This is a genomic window from Kitasatospora sp. NPDC059646, from assembly GCF_042734615.1.
Taxonomy (GTDB): Bacteria; Actinomycetota; Actinomycetes; order Streptomycetales; family Streptomycetaceae; genus Kitasatospora.
In genome coordinates this window covers 32,215-54,618 of record NZ_JBHWDS010000056.1, presented here as the reverse complement: position 1 = coordinate 54,618, position 22,404 = coordinate 32,215, and the positions used below count along the sequence as shown (strand labels likewise).

At 74.2% G+C, this 22,404-nt stretch carries 19 protein-coding genes and 1 pseudogene; 8 read left to right on the top strand and 12 right to left on the bottom strand.

Features of this window, described 5'->3' with window-relative positions; all coding sequences use genetic code 11:
• Nucleotides 1-84 precede the first annotated feature (84 nt).
• The 3 genes and pseudogenes from ACFV1L_RS30235 to ACFV1L_RS30225 all read left to right on the top strand — a co-directional run.
• Nucleotides 85-309 (top strand): annotated as a pseudogene (locus ACFV1L_RS30235) (DUF1877 family protein); the annotation flags it as partial.
• Between the two features lie 14 nt (nt 310-323).
• Nucleotides 324-626, top strand: coding sequence for a DUF1877 family protein (locus tag ACFV1L_RS30230; RefSeq protein WP_380371825.1), 303 nt, complete (start codon nt 324-326; stop codon nt 624-626).
• Between the two features lie 119 nt (nt 627-745).
• Entirely contained in the window at nt 746-2,383 is a 1,638-nt protein-coding gene (locus tag ACFV1L_RS30225) for an alkaline phosphatase D family protein (RefSeq protein ID WP_380371822.1), read from the top strand.
• Between the two features lie 85 nt (nt 2,384-2,468).
• Here ACFV1L_RS30225 and ACFV1L_RS30220 read toward each other — a convergent pair whose 3' ends face one another.
• From ACFV1L_RS30220 to ACFV1L_RS30175, 10 genes are all read right to left on the bottom strand, one after another.
• Nucleotides 2,469-3,131, bottom strand: a complete 663-nt coding sequence (locus tag ACFV1L_RS30220) for an HAD family hydrolase (protein ID WP_380371820.1) — start codon at nt 3,129-3,131, stop codon at nt 2,469-2,471.
• A complete protein-coding gene (locus ACFV1L_RS30215; RefSeq protein ID WP_380371817.1) occupies nt 3,128-3,793 on the bottom strand; it encodes an HD family hydrolase in 666 nt (221 codons plus the stop codon). The genes ACFV1L_RS30220 and ACFV1L_RS30215 overlap by 4 nt, the downstream gene beginning before the upstream one ends.
• A 33-nt stretch (nt 3,794-3,826) precedes the next feature.
• Nucleotides 3,827-5,182 (bottom strand): solute carrier family 23 protein, encoded by a 1,356-nt coding sequence (locus ACFV1L_RS30210; protein WP_380371814.1) that lies wholly within the window; start codon nt 5,180-5,182, stop codon nt 3,827-3,829.
• On the bottom strand, nt 5,179-5,985 hold the full coding sequence (locus ACFV1L_RS30205) for a hypothetical protein (protein WP_380371811.1): 807 nt from the start codon (nt 5,983-5,985) through the stop codon (nt 5,179-5,181). Before ACFV1L_RS30205 ends, ACFV1L_RS30210 begins: the two co-directional genes overlap by 4 nt.
• Nucleotides 5,982-7,406 (bottom strand): MFS transporter, encoded by a 1,425-nt coding sequence (locus tag ACFV1L_RS30200; RefSeq protein ID WP_380371809.1) that lies wholly within the window; start codon nt 7,404-7,406, stop codon nt 5,982-5,984. Before ACFV1L_RS30200 ends, ACFV1L_RS30205 begins: the two co-directional genes overlap by 4 nt.
• A 31-nt stretch (nt 7,407-7,437) precedes the next feature.
• The gene (locus ACFV1L_RS30195) at nt 7,438-8,370 is read right to left on the bottom strand and encodes a nucleoside hydrolase (RefSeq protein WP_380371806.1); all 933 of its coding nucleotides are present in this window, start codon (nt 8,368-8,370) and stop codon (nt 7,438-7,440) included.
• A gap of 13 nt (nt 8,371-8,383) precedes the next feature.
• Nucleotides 8,384-9,469, bottom strand: coding sequence for a glycosyltransferase family 4 protein (locus ACFV1L_RS30190; protein ID WP_380371803.1), 1,086 nt, complete (start codon nt 9,467-9,469; stop codon nt 8,384-8,386).
• Between the two features lie 5 nt (nt 9,470-9,474).
• Nucleotides 9,475-10,488, bottom strand: a complete 1,014-nt coding sequence (locus ACFV1L_RS30185; protein WP_380371800.1) for a formylglycine-generating enzyme family protein — start codon at nt 10,486-10,488, stop codon at nt 9,475-9,477.
• A 76-nt stretch (nt 10,489-10,564) separates the two neighbouring features.
• Nucleotides 10,565-11,239, bottom strand: a complete 675-nt coding sequence (ribA, locus tag ACFV1L_RS30180; RefSeq protein WP_380371798.1) for a GTP cyclohydrolase II RibA — start codon at nt 11,237-11,239, stop codon at nt 10,565-10,567.
• 8 nt (nt 11,240-11,247) lie between these two features.
• Nucleotides 11,248-12,960 (bottom strand): WD40 repeat domain-containing protein, encoded by a 1,713-nt coding sequence (locus tag ACFV1L_RS30175; protein WP_380371795.1) that lies wholly within the window; start codon nt 12,958-12,960, stop codon nt 11,248-11,250.
• A gap of 562 nt (nt 12,961-13,522) precedes the next feature.
• On the opposite strand from ACFV1L_RS30175, the gene ACFV1L_RS30170 reads away from it, so the two are divergent.
• Complete coding sequence (locus tag ACFV1L_RS30170) at nt 13,523-14,554, top strand: questin oxidase family protein (protein WP_380371792.1); 1,032 nt, start codon at nt 13,523-13,525, stop codon at nt 14,552-14,554.
• A 43-nt stretch (nt 14,555-14,597) separates the two neighbouring features.
• Entirely contained in the window at nt 14,598-16,199 is a 1,602-nt protein-coding gene (locus ACFV1L_RS30165) for an alpha-amylase family glycosyl hydrolase (protein WP_380371790.1), read from the top strand.
• 25 nt (nt 16,200-16,224) lie between these two features.
• On the opposite strand, the gene ACFV1L_RS30160 is transcribed toward ACFV1L_RS30165, so the two are convergent.
• Both ACFV1L_RS30160 and ACFV1L_RS30155 read right to left on the bottom strand, forming a co-directional pair.
• The gene (locus ACFV1L_RS30160; RefSeq protein ID WP_380371787.1) at nt 16,225-17,634 is read right to left on the bottom strand and encodes a M1 family metallopeptidase; all 1,410 of its coding nucleotides are present in this window, start codon (nt 17,632-17,634) and stop codon (nt 16,225-16,227) included.
• 29 nt (nt 17,635-17,663) lie between these two features.
• A complete protein-coding gene (locus ACFV1L_RS30155; protein WP_380371785.1) occupies nt 17,664-18,569 on the bottom strand; it encodes a M28 family peptidase in 906 nt (301 codons plus the stop codon).
• 167 nt (nt 18,570-18,736) lie between these two features.
• Here ACFV1L_RS30155 and ACFV1L_RS30150 point away from each other — a divergent pair, with 167 nt between their 5' ends.
• From ACFV1L_RS30150 to ACFV1L_RS30140, 3 genes are all read left to right on the top strand, one after another.
• Nucleotides 18,737-19,453, top strand: a complete 717-nt coding sequence (locus ACFV1L_RS30150; protein WP_380371782.1) for a response regulator transcription factor — start codon at nt 18,737-18,739, stop codon at nt 19,451-19,453.
• Nucleotides 19,443-21,257, top strand: coding sequence for a sensor histidine kinase (locus ACFV1L_RS30145; protein ID WP_380371779.1), 1,815 nt, complete (start codon nt 19,443-19,445; stop codon nt 21,255-21,257). Before ACFV1L_RS30150 ends, ACFV1L_RS30145 begins: the two co-directional genes overlap by 11 nt.
• Before the next feature lie 98 nt (nt 21,258-21,355).
• The gene (locus ACFV1L_RS30140; RefSeq protein WP_380371777.1) at nt 21,356-22,396 is read left to right on the top strand and encodes a LacI family DNA-binding transcriptional regulator; all 1,041 of its coding nucleotides are present in this window, start codon (nt 21,356-21,358) and stop codon (nt 22,394-22,396) included.
• Nucleotides 22,397-22,404: the final 8 nt, after the last annotated feature.

Genomic DNA, 22,404 nt, shown 5'->3' with positions numbered 1-22,404 from the left:
TCGGACAGAACAGCTTGAGGACAACCCAGCAGGGCGTCAGTCAGTGCCCGAGCCACGACCACCGGAACCTGAGTATCAGCATCAATGTCAGTGCCGTCCGCTCGGAGCGGCCGGAACACGGAAGGAGGCGCCGCGACGGGGTGCCGGGGAGTGCTGTTCGCGCTGACGGCCGACGAAGGCGCGCGGCTGCTGGGCTGCGACGGGGACGAGCAGGTGATGGCCCTGGTCGAGGAGGTCGAGGAGGCCTGGGACGAGCCCCGGGTGTGCGAGCCGGACAAGGCGTGGGACGCGCTGCACCGGTGCCTGACGGACGGTCGACTGCAGTGCGGCGACGGGGAGTTCCCGCTGTCGCAGGCCGTCCTCGGCGCCGGCCGCTGCTGGACGGCGACGACCGCCTGGTCTGCCACCTGGACCCGGCCGAGGTGCGCGCGGTCGCGGACGCGCTGGCCCGGGTCGACGAGCCGTGGCTGCGCACGCGGTACGCGGAGCTGGAGTTCGAGGACTACCAGGGCGTCCGCGGCGAGGACGACCTCGTGTACACCGTGTGCTTCCTGCCGGACCTGCGGGAGTTCTACCGGCGGGCGGCCGAGCAGGGGCACGCCGTGGTCTTCACCGTCGACCAGTGACTTCACGACTTTGCCATCAAATGATCATTCGTTTGCCGGAGTGAGGACCACGGGCGGACCACCTGAACGGATCGAATTTCCTTCGCACACCCGCCCATTCAGCGAAAGGCGCCACTCCGATGAGCAGCCCTGCCGACCGCCCCACCCCCGACGAGCAGTTGCGCGCCGCCGCGTCCCGGCTCGACCGCCGCCGGTTCCTCACCGTGACCTCGGCCGCCGCCGCGCTCGCCTTCGGCGTCAACCTGCCCGGTGCGCACGCCGAGGAGAACGAACTCGCGCCCCGCACCCTCGGCGAGAACCCGTTCACCCTGGGCGTCGCCTCCGGCGACCCGCTGCCCGACGCCGTGGTGCTGTGGACCCGGCTCGCCCCCCGCCCGCTGGAGCCCGGCGCCGGGATGCCGCCCGCGGGCAGCGTCCGGGTCGGCTGGGAGATCGCCCGGGACGAGCGGTTCCGGCGCACCGAGCGGCGCGGCACCGCCCGGGCGCACGCCGAGTTCAACTGGTCGGTGCACGTGGACGTCGACGGCCTGGACGCCGGCCGCGAGTACTGGTACCGGTTCACCGTCGGCCAGTGGAGCAGCCCCGTCGGGCGCACCCGCACCGCCCCCGGCCACGGCCGCAAGCTGGACCGCACCCGGATCGGACTGGTCTCCTGCCAGGCGTACGAGGACGGCTACTTCACCGCCTACCGCCACCTCGCCCAGGAGGACCTGGACGCGGTGTTCCACGTCGGCGACTACATCTACGAGTACGGGATCGACCCGGCGGGCGGCGACCGCAAGTACACCGACCGCGTGCTGCCCGCCGCCCTCGGCCACGAGACCGCCACGCTGGAGGACTACCGGCTGCGGTACTCGCTCTACAAGACCGACGCCGACCTGCAGGCCGCGCACGCCGCCCACCCCTGGTACGTCACCTGGGACGACCACGAGGTGGAGAACAACTACGCCGCCGGCATCCCCGAGAAGAACCAGGACCCGGCGCCGTTCGTCGCCCGCCGCGCCGCCGCCTACCGCGCGTACTGGGAGAACCAGCCGCTGCGCATGCCCAAGCCGAACGGCACCGAGCTGACCCTCTACCGCCGGTTCCAGTACGGGCAGTTGGCGCAGTTCGACATCCTCGACACCCGCCAGTACCGCGACGACCAGGCCAACGGCGACGGCTGGCAGTACCCCACCCCCGCCTCCGAGGACCCGAAGCGCACCCTGATGGGCGCCGCCCAGGAACGCTGGTTCGCCGACGGGCTGCGCCGCTCCAAGGCGCTGTGGAACGTGGTGCCGCAGCAGGTGGTGTTCTCCCGCCGCAAGAACACCACCGCCGCCGCCTCCAAGCTCTCCATGGACGCCTGGGACGGCTACCCGGCCGCCCGCGAGCGCTTCCTGACCGCCGTCGAGCAGGCCGGCGTGAAGAACCTGGTGCTGCTCACCGGCGACGTGCACGTGGCGTACGCACTCGACGTCAAGCGGAACTTCGACGACCCGAACTCCCGCACCGTGGGCGTCGAGTTCGTCGGCACCTCGATCAGCAGCGACGGCGACGGCGAGGCCCACCCGTCGAACTGGGCCACGCTGACCGCCGCCAACCCGCACATGAAGTTCTACGACGGGCGGCGCGGCTACACCCTGGTCACCCTCGACCGCCGGCACGCCCGCGCCGACTACCGGGTCGTCAGCCACATCACCCGGCCCGGCGGCACCGTGCTCACGGCGGCGTCGTTCGTCTCGGAGGCCGGCAACCCCGGCATCCGGCCCGCCTGACCGGACGCCCGGCGGGACGGCTCGGGCCTCCGGCAGATCCTCCGACGCGGAGACCTGCCGGAGGCCCCACGGGTTCGGCGGGGCGTCAGGCCGGGGCGAGGAGCCGGGCGACCACCGCCGGGAAGTCGTCGGCCAGCCAGGTCGGGGCGGCGGTGCGCAGGCGGGCCTCGGAGTGCAGGCCGTAGGTGACGGCGATGGAGGAGAGGCCGGCGGCGTTCGCCATCAGGACGTCGTGGACGGTGTCGCCGACCATCACCGCCCGGGCGGGCGGGTGGCACAGTTCGGTGGTGATCAACAGGCCGACGTCCGGGGCGGGTTTGGGGCGGGCGACGGCGTCGGCGCCGACCACCATGGCGAACCGGCCGCGCAGTCCGGCCGCGGTGAGCAGGGCCTCGGCGCTGGCCGTGAGCATGTTGGTGGCCACCGTGAGGGTGAGGCCGGCCGAGCGCAGCCGGGCCAGGCCGTCCGCGACGCCCGGGAAGAGCAGTTCGCGGGCCCGGGGCACGGTCCGTTCGCGGTAGAGCGCCAGGTAGGCGCGGACCGCGGCGGCCACGTCCGCCGAGTCGGCCGGCGCGCCGAGGAGGGCCGCGTAGGACTCGGCCAGCGGGCGGCCGATGGTGGCGCGGACCGCCTCGGGGTCGATGCCGGTGACGCCGAGCGAGGCCAGGACGGCCGTGCTGGTGCCGACGACGGTGGACGCGGTGTCCAGCAGGGTGCCGTCGAGGTCGAACAGGACCAGCCCGGTCATGACCGGGCGGGCGTGCCGGCCCGGGGCACCCAGCCGTTGTCGGCGCCGGTGCGGATCAGCGTCTCGGCGTACTCCCACAGGGCGGTGGAGGACTCGCCGATGACGGACTTGCGGGCCGGCACGTCCGCCTCGGTCACCCCCGGGGTGCGCCAGGTGCCGCCGCGGTTGCCGTAGTCGAGCAGCAGGGGCTGGAGGCGGTCCATCGCCTTGGCGAACCGCGCCTCCGGGCCGGCCTGCGCCTCGAACTCGTCCCAGACCGCCCGGAGCCGGTCCCGCTGGTCGTCGGGGAGGACCGCGAACAGCCGGTCGGCGGCCGCGCGTTCGCGCTGCGGCTGGTCGGCGGCGGCCGCGGCGTCGTACAGGAAGGCGTCCCCGGCGTGGATCTCCACCAGGTCGTGCAGGACGACCATGGCGAGCGCCTTGAGCGGATCGACCGGCCGGTCCGCGTACTCGGCGAGGACCAGGACCATCAGGGCGAGGTGCCGGGAGTGCTCGGCGTCGTTCTCGCGCCGGTCGGCGGCCAGCAGCGGGCTCCGCCGGAAGACGTTCTTCAGCTGGTCGGCCTCGATGACGAACTCGATCCGGCGGCGCAGCCGTTCGGGGGTGGAGCCGGGCTGTTCCACGGACCCGGCGAACGCCGGGGTCCGGTCGTCACGGGGCATCGGGCGCTCCCTCGGGCAGGTGCTGATGGGGTGTCAGAACTGGAGGTACTGGAGCAGGACGCTCGCGGCGAGCACCAGGGTGGTGATCCACAGGGCCGGGTGGACCGGCCGCCGGCCCGCCGCGCGCAGCACCGCGCTGGTCGCGAACGCGGCGGCCATCGCCTGGTCGATGGCCAGGGTGGCGACGGTGACGGCGGCCGCCACCGCGACCGCGGCCAGGGTCAGCCGGTCGCCGCGGGCGGGACGCAGCGCGGCGAGCATCCGGACCGCGACGAACACCAGCGCGCCGGCGGTCGCCTCGACCGGCAGGTGGGCGAGGAACGGGGCGAAGAACAGGCACAGGAGCAGCAGCAGCCCGGTGGTGACGGACGACAGGCCGCTGCGGGCCCCGGCCCGGATCCCGACCGCGCTCTCCACGAACGCGACGAAACTGGACGAGCCGACGGCCGAGCCGGCGACCGTCGCCCCCGCGTCGATCAGCAGGGCCTGCCGCATGCCCGGGACCTTCCCCGCGCCGTCCTGCAGCGGGGTGTGCGCGGTCAGGCCGACGACCTTGGCGATGCTGCCGAAGAAGTCCAGCGCGAACAGCACCAGGATCACGCCCCAGGCCCGCGGGTCGGCGACCACCGCCAGGTCGAGGCGGAACAGCGCGGCGGCGCCGCCGTCGAGGCCGTGGCCCGGGTCGGCGGCGCGGACGCCGCCGACCGTGCAGACCACGGCCGAGACGAGGATGCCGGCCGGGACGGCCACCGCCCGGGCCCGGCCGCCGAACCGGTCCACCAGCAGCGACGCGGCCAGACCCGCGCCGAGGGCGAGCGCGGGCGCGCCCGTCCAGTCGCCGACCCCGGCCAGGTGCCCGTCCGAGGTGCGCAGCAGGTGGCCGATCTGAAGGCCGATCAGGGCGATGAACACCGCCACGGCGCCGGCCAGCGCCGACCGCAGCTCGGCGGGAATGGCGTCGATGACGGCCTCGCGCACCCGCAGCAGGGAGACCACCAGCATGGCGACGCCCGACCAGAACACCATGCCGAGCGCCTGCTGCCAGCTGTAGGCGAGGGTGCCGACCACGGAGAAGGCGATGACGGAGTTCATCTCCATGCCGGGCGCGACGGCGAACGGCAGGCGGGCCCACAGGCCCATCGCCACGGTGGCGAGGCCGCCGACCGCGGCGGTGGCGAGGAACGCGGCGGTGCGCGGGATGCCCGCCTGGGCGAGGACGGCCGGGTTGACGATGACGATGTAGGACAGCGCCAGGAAGGTGGAGGCGCCGGCCAGCGCCTCGCGGCGCCAGGTGGTGCCGCGGGCGGTGAGTCCGAAGTGGCGGTCGAGGACGGCGGCCGGGCCGGTGACGGGGCGTCTGCCCGCCCGGTCGGCCCCGGTGGTGGTCACGGCCGGGCGCCCGGGGGCGGGAAGGCCGCGGCCACCGGCGCGATGGTGTCGCCGACGTCGCCGAGGACCAGCGTGCCGTCGTCGTCGGGGCTGACCGCGTAGAACTTGCGGTTCAGCACCCCCGAGACGTGGCCGATGTGGAGGGTCAGCCGCAGGCCGAGCTGCTCGGCGTGCCGGGCCAGGGCCAGGGCGCCCTGGTGGGTGGAGTGGCAGGTGAACACGTCGACGGCGGCGCCGGGTTGCAGGGCGAGCTGCATCATGGCCATCAGGGTGACGCCGCTGGCCACCACGCCGTCGATGACGACGACCCGTTCGGCCCGCGAGGGCAGCCACTCGTCGACGCCGACGATCAGCCCGTCGGCCATCGGGATGCGCTTGGCCTGCGGGGTCCAGTAGCCGTGCCGGTCGGTGACGCCGAGGTGCTCGGCGAGGATGCGGCCCTCGCGTTCGGGGGCGATCACGGCGGTGCCGGGTTCGGCGGCCCGCTCGGCGGCCTGCACCGGCAGCAGCGCGTAGATGTCGAGCAGTGCCCGTAAGTAGCGGGTCCGGTCCGCCTCCTGCTGGTCCGTCAGGTTGGCGATCTCGGCGATGGCCGCCATCCGGTCGAGGACGGCCGGCCGCTCGGCGGAGGCCACCCTGACGTTGGCGGGCAGCGGCCCGGGCCGGTGCAGCTCCGCCAGGGCGGGGCCGCCGAAGTGCACCAGGCTGCCGAAGTACGTGTTGTAGTGCTTCTCGAACCCGGCGACCGACTGCTGGACGTCGGCGGGGAGTTCGGAGCGGTCGATCAGGTGGGAGCGGTTCACTGCTGTCCTCCGGACCGGGTTTCCGCGGGGATCGCGGGGTGGGATTCCGTGGTGGTGGCGCTCCCGTCGCGGGCGAGCAGGGCGAGCGCCAGCGGTGCGGCCGCGGTGGCGACCGCGGCGGTGACGAGGAAGGTGCGGGTGAAGTCGGCGGTGCCGGGGTGTTCGCCGTGCAGCAGGACCAGCACCGCCAGGCCGACGGAGCCGCCGGTGTACTGCGCGGTGGTCACCAGGGCGCTGCCGGTGCTGTTGCTCTGCGGCGGCAGGTCGCGGGTGCCGGTGATGAACATGCCGGTGAACGCCATGCCCTGGCCGAGGCCGCTGAGCAGCAGGCCGGGCAGGACGCCGGAGGCGTAGCCGCCGTGCACGCCGACCGCCACGGCGAGGACGGCCAGTCCGGCGGCGCCGAGGACGAAGGCCGACGCCAGCAGCCGCCCCAGCGGCAGGCGGCCGGCCAGCCGCCCGGCCAGGGTGTTGCCGACCACGATGGTGCCGGCCAGCGGCAGGAAGGCGATGCCGGCGGCGAGCGCGCTCCAGTCGCGCACGTCCTGCAGGTAGAGGGTGACCAGGTAGAACTCCGCGCCGAAGCTGGCCATGTACAACGCGGCGACCACGCACGCGACCTGGAGGGTGCGCACGCGCAGCAGCGAGCCGGGCACCAGCGGCCGCCGGCGGCTGCGGCCGGCGGCCAGGAAGGCGCCGGCGGCCAGCGCCGTCACCACCGAGACCGCCATCACCGGCACCGACGGCTCGGCGCGGGAGAGTTCGGTGAACGCCAGCACCACCGCGACCACGGCGGTGCAGGCCGCGAAGGTCGCCGAGGCGGCGATCGGCGTGCGGGCGCGGTCCGCGGCCGCGCCCAGGGCGGGGCCGGCGGCCAGCAGGCAGACCGCGACGATCGGCAGGTTGATCCAGAAGATCCACGGCCAGGAGGCGACGGAGAGGATCCCGCCGCCCGCGGTGACGCCGAGCGCGAGACCCACCGCCCCGGTGGTGCCCCACACGCTGACCGCGCGGTCCCGGGCGGGACCGGCCGGATAGGCGGCGCTGAGCAGCCCGAGGGTGGACGGGACGAGCAGCGCCGCGGCGACGCCCTGCCCCACCCGGGCGGCGATCAGCGGCGCCGCGGAACCGGCCAGCGCGGCGCCCACCGAGGAGGCCGCGAACAGGAGTTGGGCGGCGAGGAAGACCCGGCCGGCGCCGAAGGCGTCGGAGAGCTGGCCGCCCAGCAGCAGGCACCCGGCGAAGAAGATGGCGTAGGCGCTGACGATCCACTGCAGGGCGACGGTGGAGAAGTGCAGGCTTCCCCCGATGTCGGGGAGCGCGACGTAGATGATGGAGAAGTCCAGTGCCACCAGCAGCTGCGCGCCGGCGAGCGCGGTCAGCAGGCGGGGGCCCGGGATCGGTCCGGGAGAAGCGTGCACTGCGGGTCAGCCTCCAGGGAGAGTCGTCGGGTCAGCCCAGAGCGGTGAGTGCCTTCATGAAGACGTCCCAGAACCGCTCCGTGTCCAGGTGCGTCGCCACCTTGGCGTTGGGGGTCCGTCCGGTGACACCGTACAGGTCGACCACGGTCGCGCCCCGGGTGAACTCTCCGCGCAGTTCGATGGAGACCGGCGCCTCCACGCAGTCGACCAGCGTCGGGTCGAGGACGCGGGCGATGGCGACCGGGTCGTGCAGCGGCGCGTCGGGCAGGTCCCAGATCTGGTCGTAGGTGCTGGAGCGGAAGCCCAGCAGGGAGGCCGAGACCTTGCTGATGTGCGTGCCGACGTCGAGGATGCGCTTCATCACCTCGGCGGTCACCGGCGCCTGGTGAGTGACGTTCAGGCCGCAGTAGGTGATCGGGACGCCGCTGCTGAGCACCTCGTGGGCGGCCTCCGGGTCGACCAGGATGTTGTACTCGGCGTACGGCGTGGTGTTGCCGCGGTGGGTCGCGCCGCCCATGCAGACGATCTCCTTGATCCGCGCCCGGTCGTCGGGGTGGCGGGCGAAGAGGCCGGCGATGTTGGTCTGCGGGCCGGTGACCACGAGGGTGATCGGCTCGGGGCTGTCCACCAGCAGGTCGTGGATGAGGTCGACGGCGTGGGCCGACTGCAGCGGGACCTCCGGCTCCGGGAACTCCCAGCCGTCCAGGCCGGTTTCGCCGTGCACGTCGTCGCCGATCAGCAGCGTGCCGGTGAGCGGCTTCGGGTAGCCGGCGGCCACCGGGACGTCCAGCGCACCGGCGAGCGAGCACATCCGGCGGGCGTTCAACGCGGTCTTCTCGACGGTCTGGTTGCCGGCGCTGGTGGTGACGGCCTTCAGCTCGACGCGCGGGTCGCCGACGGCCAGCAGGATGGCCATGGCGTCGTCGTGGCCGGGATCGCAGTCCAGGATGATGGGCGTGGGCACGGGAACCTCCGGATCAGGTGGTGGCGGTGACGGTGCGGTAGAAGGACAGGTGCTGCCGGCCGGCGGTGGCGAACGACTCCCGCAGACGCCCGGCCAGGGCCAGGTCGGCCGGGGTCGGCTCGACCGGAGGCGCGTCCAGGGCGCGGCGCAGCGCCTCGGTGACGGCCCGCGCGTCGCCGGCCGGGACGACCTCCGCCGCCGAGTAACCGGCCAGCAGCGCCGGCAGGTTGCCGGAGTCGCTGGCCACGATGCGGCGGTGGCAGATGACGGCCTGGGCGACGGAGAGCGAGAACGGCTCGCCGTGCGCGCCGCGGTCGACGGTCGGATGGAGGATCACGTCGGCGGCCCGGACGGCGGCCCAGCTCTGCTCGGGACGGTAGTGCGTGAAGTGCACCCGGCCCTTGTCGCGCCAGGTCTCGGCCCGCTGCATCAGGGCGTCGGGGATGCCCGGCGGCCAGATCAGGTGGCGGGTGCCGGCGTGGACGAAGTGCAGGTCGGCGCCCTCGTCCAGCAGGGTCAGCGCGGCCTCCAGGCTCAGGTGGGAGCCCTTCCAGCGGGTCAGCCGGCTCGGCTGGAGCACGGTCGGGGCGCCGCCGCCCGGCAGCGCGAACGGCTCCTCCGCCAGCGGCAGCGCCAGCGGCAGGGTGACGGCGCCGGCGGCGGGGAGCCGGCGGCGGACCTCGCCGGCCACGAACGCGGAGTGCGCCGCGACCGTCCCGGGCAGGCCGGCGAGGAACGCCCACTGGCCGGGGTCGTCGTCGATGTTGTGCAGGTCGAAGACGAACCGGCCCCGCCAGCCGCGGCCGCGCAGCAGGTCGACGACGGCGGTGACCACCTCGGGCTTGTGCCACTGCGGGTTGTGCCAGTGCACCAGGTCGGCGCCCCGCAGGCGGTCCGCGAGGTCGGCGTTCAGCTCCGGGGACGACGGCCGGGCGATGTCCAGGGCCGGGTGGTGCGCGCAGCCCGGCGAGTCCGGCGTGCCGACGACCGCCGTCACCTCGCAGGGCAGCGCGGCGAGTTGGCCGACCAGCGCGTTCAGGTGGGTCTCGACGCCGCCGGTGACCGGCAGGCCGGTCCAGTGCAGGTGGACGATGCGCACCGGGCTCAGCCCTCCCCGTGCGGGGGGACGTCCTCGGCGAGCCGGAAGCCCATCGCGTACAGCGAGCGCGGGTAGGGGCCGTGCCGGCGCTGGCAGCGGGCGAGGTCGCGGAACCGGTTGAACGCGCCGCCGCGCGCGATCCGGTACGCGCCCATCCGCAGGTACAGGTCGTCCTCCACCAGCGCGCCGCCGGGGTAGGGGCGGTAGGTGCTGCTGGTGTACTCCTCGACGTTGCCGGCCAGGTCCAGCGCGCCGCACCAGGCGCGGCCCCGCGGGAAGACGCCCACCGGACTGGTCATCAGCAGGCCCGACTCCAGGGTGTTGGCGGCCTCGGCGTTCCAGTCGCCGCCCCACGGGTAGCGCGGGCCCTCCGGTCCGCCGGCCGCGTACTCCCACTCCTGCTCGGTGGGCAGCCGGAACCGGCGGCCGGTGCGCCGGCTCAGCCAGGCCGCGTAGGCGTCGGCGCTGTCGGCGGTGACGGTGTGCACCGGGTGGTTGGCGGCGGACGGCGCGAAGCGGCCGTAGCTCCAGCCGCTGGGCAGCTCGTGGTGGCCGGTGTCCTTGAGGAAGACGGCGTACTCGGCGTTGGTCACCGGGTACACGGCGAGCCGGAACGCGGCGACGTCCACCGGGTGGCGCGGGCACTCCTTCTGCACCCAGGACCGCTGCACGCCGAACTGCTCGGCGTCCCGGTGCAGTTCGTCGACCTCGTCGTCCGGGGTGCCGATCAGGGCCCGGCCGGCGGGCACGTCCACCATGGCGGGGTCGTCCCAGCGGATCCGCGGGTCGCCGGCCAGGGCGAGCACGGTGGCCGCCGCCAGGCGGTCCTCCAGGGCGAGCGACGGGTCCTCGGCGGCGGCGGCCAGCTTGCCGGTGTCCGGCCCGCCGAGCAGGCCGGTGAACTCCAGCCGCTCGGCCCGCGGTTCGACGTAGCCCTCGGGCAGGCCCATGGCGGCCCGGTCGGTCAGGGCGTTGATGTCGGCGTCGACCAGGTTGCGGTGCGCGATGTGGGACGTCACGGGCCCTCCTTGGCGGTCGGGTGTGGCTCCGGTGCGGGGCGCGGGCCGGCACCGGGCGGGCGCGCCCCGGCCGGGGTCACCGGGCGCCCCGGTCGGCGGTGTGCAGGGGCAGGCCGAGGGCGCCGAGGTGGCCCATCCGGCGGTCCTTGACCTCCAGGTAGCCCTCGTTGAACGGGGTGCGGAAGCCGCCGATCGGGACCCGGTCCTTGACCACGATGCCCTGGGCGGTGAGCTGTTCCACCTTCTCCGGGTTGTTGGTCATCAACCGCACCCAGGAGACGCCGAGTTGGCGCAGGCAGTCGGCGGCCGAGGTGAAGTCCCGCCCCTCGGCGGGCAGCCCCAGCGCGAGGTTGGCGCTGATGGTGTCGTGCCCGGCCGCCTGGAGGGCGTAGGCGCGGATCTTGTTCGCCAGGCCGATGCCCCGGCCCTCCTGGCGCAGCATGTAGACGAGGACGCCGTTGCGGGAGGCGATGATGGCGTCCACCGCGGCGGCCAACTGCGGTCCGCAGTCGCACTTCTCCGAGCCGAGGACGTCCCCGGTGAAGCAGGCGCTGTGGATCCGCACGATGGGCGGCTCGTCGGACTCGCTGTGCGGGGCGATCGTGCGCAGCGTCACGACCTCCTCGGTGTCCTCCCTCCCGGCCGTGCCGGGCCGGCCGAAGACGGTCAGCTGCATCAGGGTGGAGCCGACCGGCACGGGGGCGCTGGCCAGCCGGAGCAGGGTGTCCGCGGTTTCCTGAGTCGTCGTCATGGTGTCCCCTATCGCTTCGAGTGCGGGGTGGTGTCGGCGTCGATCTCGTAGACCCGCCCGTCGTAGGAGGAGGCGAGGAAGCGGCCGGGCGCGCCGGCCGGGGCGAGCGAGGAGATGCCGGCCACGGTGGGCCGCAGGTCGGCCACCCAGGAGGCGGTCTCCGGGTCGTAGACGGCGACCCGGCCGTGGTAGCCGCCGGTGGCGACGACGCCGGTGAGCGGGTCGACGGCGACGCACTTGATGCTGTTGCGGTGCGGGGTGGGCACCGCGGCCAGCTGCTCGCCGGAGGCGCTCCAGATCCGCAGCGTCAGGTCCCGTCCGACGCTGGCGAACCGGCCGTCGGGCAGCGCGGCGGCGCCGTTGGCGATCCGGGCGTGGGCGTGCTCGTCGACGGCGATCGGCTCCATGGACGGCAGCGCGTGCCAGGCGGCGGCGCCGGTGGCGCAGACGCTGAACAGGACGTCGCCCCGGACGGCGATGCCCTTGATGGCGTTGTCGTGGATGCGGTGGGTGGCGGCCAGCCGCAGGCCGGCGCCGGTGTCGTCGCGCAGGACCAGCACCTCGCCGGTGTAGGTGCCGACGATCAGCGCGTCGCCGGTCCTGGAGCTGTGCACGGCGGCGCAGTTGAGCGGGGAGCGGTGCTGGTGCAGGGCGGTGCCGGCGGCGGCGTCGAAGACGGTGCCGAGCTGGCCGCCGCTGACCACGGCGTCGCCGACCTGGGTGACGAAGTTGCAGCAGCTGCCGAGTTCGGCGACGACCCGGCCGTCGCGCTTCACCGTGCCGCTGTCGCCGACGGTGTAGCGGCCCTCGGCGGTCAGCGCGACCGCGTTCAGGCCGGGGGTCGGTTCGACGCCCGTGAGGTCCCAGCTGCCGTCCTCGCGGTCGAAGACGGCGTAGCCGGAGCCGAAGGTGCCGAACACCCAGCGGGTGTCGTCGAGCTTGGCGCAGGAGCGCAGCCACACGTCGGCCGGCACCTCGCTGGTCAGCAGGTGGACCGGGTCGGCGCCCGGGTCCAGCTGCCACAGCCGCACGGTGCGGTCGTAGCTGGAGCTGAGCAGGATGCCGTGGTCGGCGTCCCAGGCGAGGCGCTTGATGCCGGCGTCGTGGACCTGGTGGCGGCGGGTGCCCCGGGGGTCGATCAGGATGAGCTCGCCCTCGTCGTTGCCGAGCGCGAAGCTGTCCGGGCCGAGGACGGCGACGGTGTCGGTCTCGATGTCGCCGAGGTCCACGGTGCTCAGCAGGGCGCCGGTCTCCGGGTTCCAGCGGCGGACCGTGCCGTCGTCGCTGGTGGTCACCAACTCGGCGCCGCCGCGCACCCATTCGACCGACAGCACGTCCGCCTCGTGGCCCTCCAGGCGGTGCAGGAGCCGGCCGTCGAGGTCGTAGACGCGGGCGACGTGGTCGCGGGAGGCGGTGGCGACACGGGTCTCGTCGGGGGAGACGACGGTCATCTCGACGTCGTCCTTGTGGTCGGTCAGGACGGTGATGAGACGCAGGTCCGGCACCGACCACAGGCGGGCGGAGTAGTCGCTGCTGGAGGTGACCACGATGCGGCCGGAGGCGGAGAAGCGGCACTGGTTGGCGAGGTGGTCGTGGCGGGCCTCGGCGACGGCCGTGCGGGTGGCGGCGTCCCACAGGACGACGCGGTTGTCGTATCCGGCGGTCACCACGAGACCGCCGTGCGCGTCGATGCCGCTGATCGGCGAGGAGTGCTTGATCACAAGGGTCTCCTTGGGCTCGTTGGAGCGTGGCCGCGACCGGGCGCGGTCCGTGGAGTGGGCGTGACGAGGCGCCTCGGCGCAAGGCGCGGTGGGATCCGACCTGGTGACGCGGGATCAGCCTGGTGCGGTGGAACGGCCGGTCGCGCCGGGCATCCCGGTGACGGGGGCCCGGTGCCGACCGGCGGTCGACACAGGAAACGCCGGCCGCTGGGCCGGTGAGGATCGCCGGATCGCAGGCCGACGGAAACGGCCCACGACGGGGCCAAGGAAGGACGCTAGTTCGCGTGCATGTCCCCGTCAACAATGCGGCGGACATGTCTTGATCCCGACCGCTCGCCCACCCTCCCGGGTGACGGCCGGCCGACGCCGGCATGAACGCGCACCCCGGCCGGACCGCTCCGATCCCCGCCATGACCGGCGGATTCCGGAGCAGTCCCGTCCGCACCCGGAACACCCCCCGACCACCCGGGACAGGGCACCGATCGAGCCAAACCGCCGAGGCCGGGTTGCTGAAACAACGTCAGAACGCATTCGATGAAAGGGAATCGACCAAGGAGGCGCAGTGAACGAACTGGACGGCGCACTGGAGTTCCTCGACGACTCGGGCCCCGAGTTCGGACCCGGAGTCAGCAACCACGGCCCGATGGCCGCCGAGGCCCTCGCCCGGCTCGGGCACGCCGACGCCATCGCGTCCTGGGTCAGCTCCTACCGCAAACTGCTCTACCAGGACACCTACAGCCACTTCGACACCCTCACCGAGGAGAACTGGCGCCAGGCCCTCGGCAACATGCGGCTGATGGGCGACTGGGTGGAGTTCTTCCGCCGCGAACTCGACGGCGCCCCGTGGACCGAGGTCCTCGCCAAGTGGTGGCCCCGCCTGCTGCCCGGCTTCTCCGCCGGCGGCGGCCACGGCGTGATCCGCACCGGCCACGCCGTCCGGATGCTCGACGAGGCGCACACCCCGTGGCGGATCGAGGAACTCGCCCGCGGCCTCGGCTACTGGGCCGCCCGATTCCAGGAACTGCCGGAGGGCACCGCCTCCCACGACCGCGACCTCGACCAGGCCTGGGCCGCCGTCCCCAAGCTGCGCAGCGGCCAGGGCGACGGAATGATCTTCCGGATCCGGCTCGAATCCCTCTGGCTGGAACCGGACTTCGCCCCCGCCGTCGACTCCCTGCGCCTCGACGGCGACCCCGGGCAGATGCTCAGCCGGCTGACCCGCACCACCGCCACCAGCTACCTGACGGACGACCACGACCGGCCGATGGCCTTCGTCCACGCGCTCACCACCCCCGCCGCCGTCCGCCTGGTCCTGCCGCACCTGCCCGCCGAACTGCACTGGCCCAGCGTCGCCGCCGCCGTCCGGTTCAGCGCCGCCATCCGCTGCGCCTACGGCACCGGCCGCAAGGAGCACCGGCCGTTCGAGCCCGTCCGGGACTACGCCACGCTCGCCGAACGCGCCCTGGCCTCGGAGGACCCGCACGCCATCAAGTACGTGGAGGCCTGCCGGCGCGAGGACGCCCTCAGCCCCGACCCCGTGTACGGCCTGGCCGCGACGCACTGGGTGCGGCTCTGCGAGACCCAGTCCTACTGACCCCCGTACCGCGCCGTACTGGCCCCCGACCGACGGACCGGTGATGGAACGACCCTGGTGGCACGACGCCGTCATCTACCACGTCTACCCGCGAAGCTTCCTCGACACGGACGGCGACGGCGTCGGCGACCTGCCCGGCGTCCGCCGACGGCTGCCGCACCTCGCCCGGCTCGGCGTCGACGCGCTGTGGCTGTCGCCGTTCTTCGCCTCGCCGATGGCCGACTTCGGCTACGACGTCAGCGACCACACCGCCGTCGACCCGCTGTTCGGCACCCTCGACGACTTCGACGAACTCCTCGACGCCGCCCACCGGCACGGCCTGCGCGTCCTCGTCGACTACGTCCCCAACCACACCTCCGACCGGCACCGCTGGTTCCGGGACGCCCTCGCCGACCCGCACGGCCCCCGGCGCGACTGGTACGTCTGGCGCGACCCCGCCCCCGACGGCGGACCGCCGAACAACTGGATCACCCTGTTCGGCGACCGCGCCTGGACCCTCGACCCCGCCAGCGGCCAGTACTACCTGCACTCCTTCCTGCCGTCCATGCCCGACCTCGACTGGCGCAACCCCGCCGTCCAGGACGCCATGTTCGACGTCGCCCGGTTCTGGCTCGACCGCGGCGTCGACGGCTTCCGGGTCGACTGCGCCCCGCTCATCGCCAAGGACCCGCAGCTGCGGGACAACCCGCCCGCCCCCGGCGGCAGTTCGGCCCACCACCGGGAGATGGGCGGCTTCGACGACCAGATCCACCTGCACGACCAGGGCCACCCCGACCTGCACCCCCGCTACCGCGACTTCCGCGCCCTGCTCGACACCTACGGCGCCGTCGCCCTCGGCGAGGTCCACGAGTACGACTGGCCCGCCTGGAGCCGCTACTTCGGCCAGGACCTCGACGAACTCCACCTGCCGATCTGCTTCGGCCTGCTCGGCGTCGACTGGCGGCCCGAACCGGTCGCCCGCACGGTGCGCGCCGTCCTCGACGCCGTCCCGCCCGGCGCGGCCGCGACCTGGGTGACGGGCAGCCACGACGACCCGCGGGTCGCCTCCCGGGTCGGCGCCGCCCAGGCCGCCAACGCGATGCTGCTGCTGCTCACCCTGCCCGGCACCGCGATCCTCTACAACGGCGACGAACTCGCCATGCCCGACGCCGAGATCGCCCCCGACCGGATCCGCGACCCCTGGGGCCTGCGCACCCCCGCCCTCAGCCGCGACCACGCCCGCTCGCCCATGCCGTGGACCTCCGACGCACCGTCAGCGGGCTTCACCGCCCCGGAAGTCGAACCCTGGCTCCCGATCACCGTCCCGCCCGCCGGGACCGTGCAGCAGCAGGAGGCCGACCCCGGCTCCCCGCTGTCCTTCACCCGCGACCTGCTCGCCCTGCGCCGCGCCACCCCGGCCCTGCGCACCGGAACCCTCACCCTCCTCGACGCCCCGGACGGCGTGCTCGCCTACACCCGTTCGGCCGGCGCCGGACCCGACCTGCTGGTCACGCTCAACCTCACCGACCGCCCCGTCCCGATCGGCGGCCTGCTCGCCCGACGGCCGTCCTGGGACCGCCTGCTGTCCACCGCCCGCACCACCGACACCCTCGCCGTCCTGACCCCCGACGAGGGCGCCGTGTGGGCCTGGCCGCAGCCCGACTGAGCCGGACCACCGACCCGGCGGCCGGCTACCGCCCGGCCAGGGGCGCCAGCGGGCCCGGGTACAGGAACTCCTTCGCGGGGACCGTCGTCCCGTGCGCCCAGGCGTCGAAGAACCCCGTCAGGTCCCGGCCCGAGACCCGCGCCGCCAGCGCCTCGAACTGCGGGAAGGAGGCGTTGCCGCAGGCGTGCTCGGCGGTCCACCGGCGCAGCGTGGCGAAGAACGCCTCGTCACCGACGGTGCGCCGCAGGGCGTGCAGCATCAGCGAGCCCTTGAAGTACAGGGCGGCGTCGAGCTCCCGGCCCGCGCCCGGGTCGTAGAGCCGCGTCGACCAGTACGACGGGTCGTCCCGGTTGGCGGCGACCTCGGCGGCGTAGAAACCGGTGTCGAGGTCGGCGCCCTTGTGCTCCTCCCACAACTGGTTGGCGTACTGGGCGAAGCACTCGGCGAGGCAGCCGTCGCGCCAGTCGGTGAACGAGACGCTGTCGCCGAACCACTGGTGGGCGTTCTCGTGCACCACCGGCGCGTCGAAGATGCCGCCGCTGTAGGTCGGCCGGCTCTGCGTCTCCAGGGCGATCGGACCGAGGCCGGGATCCTTCTGGGCGCCCACCACGATCGCGCCCGCCGAGGAGAACGGGTAGGGGCCGAACTTCGACGCCAGGAAGGCCAGGACGTCCTGCTGCTCGGCCTCCGCGGCCGGGTCGATCACCGCGTCCGGGCTGTACGCCGTGATGACCGGCGTGCCGTCGGGCAGCTGCGCCCGGTGGACGGTGAACCTGTCGACGGCGACCGTGCTGAGGTACGTCGCCATCGGGCGGTCCTCGTTCCACCGGAAGGTCGTCCTGCCGTTGCCGGCGGTGGTCGGCCCCGGGCGGCCGTTGCCGATGGCGGTCCAGCCGTCCGGGACGGTCGCGGTGAGGGCGAACGTGGCCTTGTCGGAGGGGTGGTCGTTGGACGGGTACCACGAGGTCGCGGAGTGCGGCTCCCCCGCCACGTTCGCGCCGCCGTCGGCCAGGGTGTGCCAGCCCTCGGCGTCGGGCGTCCCCGCGTACGCCACCCGGACGGTGAACACCGCGCCCCGGGCGAGCTTCCGGGCCGGCACCACGTCCAGCTTGTGCGCGCCGGACCGCGAGAAGGACCGCGCCGGCACGCCGTCCACGACGACCGAGGCGACCGTGAAGCCCTTCAGGTCCAGGCTGAACCGGTCCAGCGCCCGGGTGGCCCGCGCGGTGACGGTGGTGTCGCCGTCCAAGTGGTCGGTGCGGGCCGGGTCGTAGGCGATCCGGACGTCGTAGTGCGCCACGTCGTAGCCGCAGTTGCCGTCGTCGGGGAAGTACGGGTCGCCCACCCCGGTCGCCGCCGAGGCGGGCAGGGCGGTCAGGGCGACGCCGACGGCGGTCGCGAGCGCGAGCGTGGTGGCGGTGCGTCGGGTGCGCATCTCCGGGATCTCCTCGGGGTGACGTACGGTCAGGAACGGGCGGCCGCGAGCTGCCACAGCACGCCGATCAGGGCGTTGGTGCTGGTGGTCTCCGTCGCCGGATCGACGTTGGCGAGGTCGTCGCACGCCTCGTGGATGCAGTCCGACATGCCGGTGCTGAAACCGGACGACGGGATGCCGGCATTGCCGAAGGACTCGTTGTCCGAGCCGCCCACGCCGATGTCGAAGGTGTCGAACCCCCGGTCGGTGAACCACGACTCGAAGGCCCGCGCGGCCGTGGCGTCGACCTGCGGCCCGTCCTTCACCACGAGCCACTGCCGCTTGTTCCTGCTGCCCGCCTGGTCGAAGTTGAGGTAGAGGTCGATCGCCCCGCGGTCGGCGGCGGACAGGCCCTTGACGTAGTCGGCGGAACCGACCAGCCCGACCTCCTCCGCACCCCACCAGGCGAACCGCAGGTGCCGTGCGGGCTTGAGCCGGGCCTCGGCCACCTTGAGGGCGGTGGTCAGCACCGCCGCCGAACCCGACCCGTTGTCGTTGATGCCCGGCCCCTCCACCACGCTGTCCAGGTGGGCACCGGTCAGCAGCACGTGGTTCGGGTCGCCGCCCGGCCAGTCGGCGACCAGGCTGTACCCCGCCCTGCCGTCGTGCTCGAAGCGGTGCAGCTCGGTGCGGAACCCGGCCCGGTCCAGCGCGTGCCGCACGTACGCCACCGACTCCGCGTACCCGGAGGTGCCGTGCGCGCGGTTGCCGCCGTTGCGGTCGGCGATCCGCTGCAGGGCGGCCAGGTGCGGCATCACGTCCTGCTCCGCGACGGTCGGGGGCACGCCCCCGGCCGGCGCGGCCGCGGCCGAGCCGGCGGCCGGGAGCGTGGACAGGACCAGGGCCACCCCGAGGACCCGGGCGGCGAACGGCAGTTGACGGAGGGAGGACTTCACGCGGAGACCTTTCGGAGCGGAACCGGACCGCGGCCCGGCGGACCCCGCCACCCTCGCCGCCCGGTGTCAGGAAGTTGTCAGGAACCGGTGGGGAAGTGGTCCCCGATCGCCCGGAACCGACAGACCGACAGGTCAGCGGCCCGCTCGGGCGTTCTACGATCATCGGCATGTGCGCACACGTCGTCGTCGCCGAGGACGACCCCAAGCAGGCCGACCTCGTCCGCCGGTACCTGGAACGCGAAGGACACCACGTGGTCGTCGTCCACGACGGCCGCGCCGCCCTGCGCGAAGCCCGCCGCGAACCGGCGCAACTCCTCGTCCTGGACGTGATGATGCCCGAACTGGACGGCCTCGGCGTCTGCCGCGCCCTGCGCGCCGAATCCGCCCTGCCCGTGCTGATGCTCACCGCCCGCACCGCCGAGGAGGACCTGCTGCTCGGCCTCGACCTCGGCGCCGACGACTACCTCACCAAGCCCTACAGCCCCAGGGAACTCGTCGCCCGGGTCCGCGCCCTGCTCCGCCGCGGCACCCCGCCCGCCCGCCCCCGGGACACCGCCGCACCGCCGGCCGCCCTCACCGCCGGACCCCTGACCGTCGACCCGCTGCGCCACGAAGTCACCGCCCACGGACGGCCCGTCAGCTGCACCCCCGCCGAATTCACCCTGCTGGAAGTGCTCGCCGCCCAGCCCGGCCGGGTCTTCACCCGGGCCCAACTGCTGGAACACCTGCACGGCATCGACCGGTACACCACCGCCCGCACCGTCGACACCCACGTGATGAACCTCCGCCGCAAGATCGAACCCCACCCGCGCCGCCCCGCCACCCTCCTGACGGTCTACGGCATCGGCTACAAGCTCGCGGAGGAACCGCGCGTTGCCCCGTGACACCCCGCTGCGCCGCAGCCTGACGGCCCGTCTGCTCGCGCTCTCCGCCCTGGTCTCGCTCTGCTCCATCGCCGCGACGGCCTGGCTGGCCGCCCGCACCACCACCGGCGCCATCCGACAGGAACAGACCCAGGCCGTCGCGGACCACACCCGGATCTACCACCAACTGCTCGGCTACGCCGCCACCCACCCCGACTGGAGCGGCGCCCAGGACACCGTGCGGCAGCTCGCCGCCGCCACCGGCCAGCGCATCGTCCTCACCACCCCCCGCTCCGAACCCGTCGTCGACTCCGCCGCCCCGGCCACGGTCCCGCCGCCGGACCCCGCCGCCGACCGGCCGCCCCTCGCCCGGACGCCCACCGCCATCGTCGACCCGCTCTCGGTCGACCTCGCCCTGCTGCCCGACGCACCCGCCGACCGGATCGACGCCCGCGCGGCGGGCCCGTTCCGGCCGACCCCGGAGGAACACCGGGCCCGCGCCAACGAACTCACGCAGCAGGCCGAGTGCCTCCGGACGACGCTCGGCATCGAGGCGACCGTCACCGACGACCTCGCCGGACGACCTCAGCTGCGCACCGCCGACGGCCGCCCGACCGGCCGGCGCTGCGAGACCCCGATGGTGGCCAGCGCCCCCGACAGCACCGCGGCGGTCGCCCTCGCCGACCTCGGCGCGCTGGTCAACGCCTGCCTGGCCCGCCAGCAGGTCCGGGCCGTCACCCTCTCGCTGGGACCCGACGGCGTCCCCACCGGCGAGCCGCGCCAGGACCGGGCGGCCACCGAGTGCCTCACCAACGCCCGCCGCCAGCAACTCGTCCCGTACGTGGCGCCGCCCGTGCTGCTGTTCGTCGGCACCCCGGCCGCCCCCGCCGGCCAGGCCCCCGGGCTGACCGCCGCCCACCCGGGGCGGGTCGCCGAAGTCGCCGCGCTGGTGCTGGCGGTGACCGTGGCCGTCACGGTGGCGGTCGGGCTGCGGCTCTCCCGGCCGCTGCACGCGCTCACCCACGCCGCCCGGCGGATGGCCGACGGCGACCTCTCGGCCCGGGTCCGGGTGACCGGCCGGAACGAGATCTCCCGACTCGCCGCCGCCTTCAACGCCATGGCCGAGCGGCGCGGACAACTCGAGGAACTGCGCAAGGCCATGGTCGGCGACGTCGCCCACGAACTGCGCACCCCGCTCAGCAACATCCGCGGCTGGCTGGAGGCCGTCGAGGACGGCGTCGCCACCGCCGACCGCGCCCTGACGAGCTCGCTGCTCGAAGAGGCCATGCAGCTCCAGCACCTCATCGACGACCTGCGGGACCTCGCCGCCGCCGACGCCGGCGAACTCGTCCTGCACCCCGAACCCGTGGACCTCGACGACCTGTTGGCGCAGGTCGCCAACGCGCACGGGGCGCAGGCGAAGACCTCCGGCGTCGCCCTGGCCGTCGAACCGTCCCCCGCCGCGGCCCCCGAGGTCCTCGCCGACCCGGTGCGACTGCGGCAGGCCCTCGGCAACCTCGTCTCCAACGCCGTCCGCCACACCCCGCCCGGCGGCACCGTCACCCTGCGGGCCCGCGCCGCCGACGGCGCCGTGCTGGTCGAGGTCGCCGACACCGGCCGCGGCATCGCCGCGGCCGACCTGCCGCTGGTGTTCGAACGCTTCTGGCGGGCCGACCGGTCCCGCAACCGGCAGACCGGCGGCAGCGGCCTCGGCCTCGCCATCGTCCGCAAGATCGCCGAACTCCACGGCGGCACCGTGCAGGTGGCCAGCACCCCGGGCGCGGGCTCGGTGTTCACCGTGACCCTGCCGGCGGCCGAGTTCTGAGAGCGCTCTCGACACGGGCGGCGGGCGCTAGGCTGCTGGCAGCAGGAGCGCGATCACGGCCTGGTGCGTGGGCGTACGGCGGCGAAGAGGAGTGCAGGGTGGGCGAGGCCGAGGCGGGAACGGGCGGGCGCCCCACCCTGGAGTCGGTGGCCGAGCTGGCCGGCGTGTCCCGGGCCACCGCCTCCCGGGTGGTCAACGGCGGTGCGGGCGTGCGCGCCCCGCTGCGGGAGAAGGTCGAACGGGCCGTCGCCGAGCTCGGCTACGTGCCCAACCCGGCCGCGCGCACCCTGGTCACGCGGCGCAACCGGGCGATCGGCGTGGTCGTCGCCGAACCCGAGGCCCGGTTCTTCTCCGACCCGTTCTTCGCCCAGCACCTGCGCGGCATCAGCCGCGAACTGGCCGCCGCCGACAACCAGATGGTGCTGCTGCTGGCCGAGGACGAGCGGGACCACGAGCGGATCGGCCGCTACCTGGCCGGCGGCCACGTCGACGGCGTCCTGCTGTTCTCGCTGCACCGCTCCGACCCCACCCCCGAGACCGCCCAGCGCCTCGGGCTGCCCTTCGTGGTCGGCGGACGCCCCGGCTGGTCCGGCGCCGAGTCCGACCGCGACGTGGTCTACATCGACAACGACAACCGCGGCGGCGCCCGGCTCGCCGTCCAGCACCTGCGCTCCCTCGGCCGCGAGCGGATCGCCACCATCACCGGGCCGCTCGACCAGACCTCCTCGATCGACCGCCTCGACGGCTACCGCGACCTGCTCCCCGACGGCGACGAGGACCTGATCGCCGTCGGCGACTTCACCGCCGACGGCGGCATCCGCGCGATGACCGAACTGCTCGACCGCCGCCCGGACCTGGACGCGGTGTTCGCGGCCTCCGACTCGATGGCCTCCGGGGCGATCCGGGTCCTGCGGGCGGCCGGGCGGCGCATCCCCGAGGACGTCGCGGTGGTCGGCTTCGACGACGTGGAGTCGATCGCGGCCTGGACGGATCCGCCGCTGACCACCGTCCACCAGGAGATCGAGGAGATGGGCCGGCTGATGGCGCGTCAGCTCCTGCGCAGGCTCAACGACCCGAAGGCCTCGGCACCGTCCTCGGTGATCATCCCGACCCGGCTGGTGGTGCGCGGGTCGGCCTGACGGGCCGC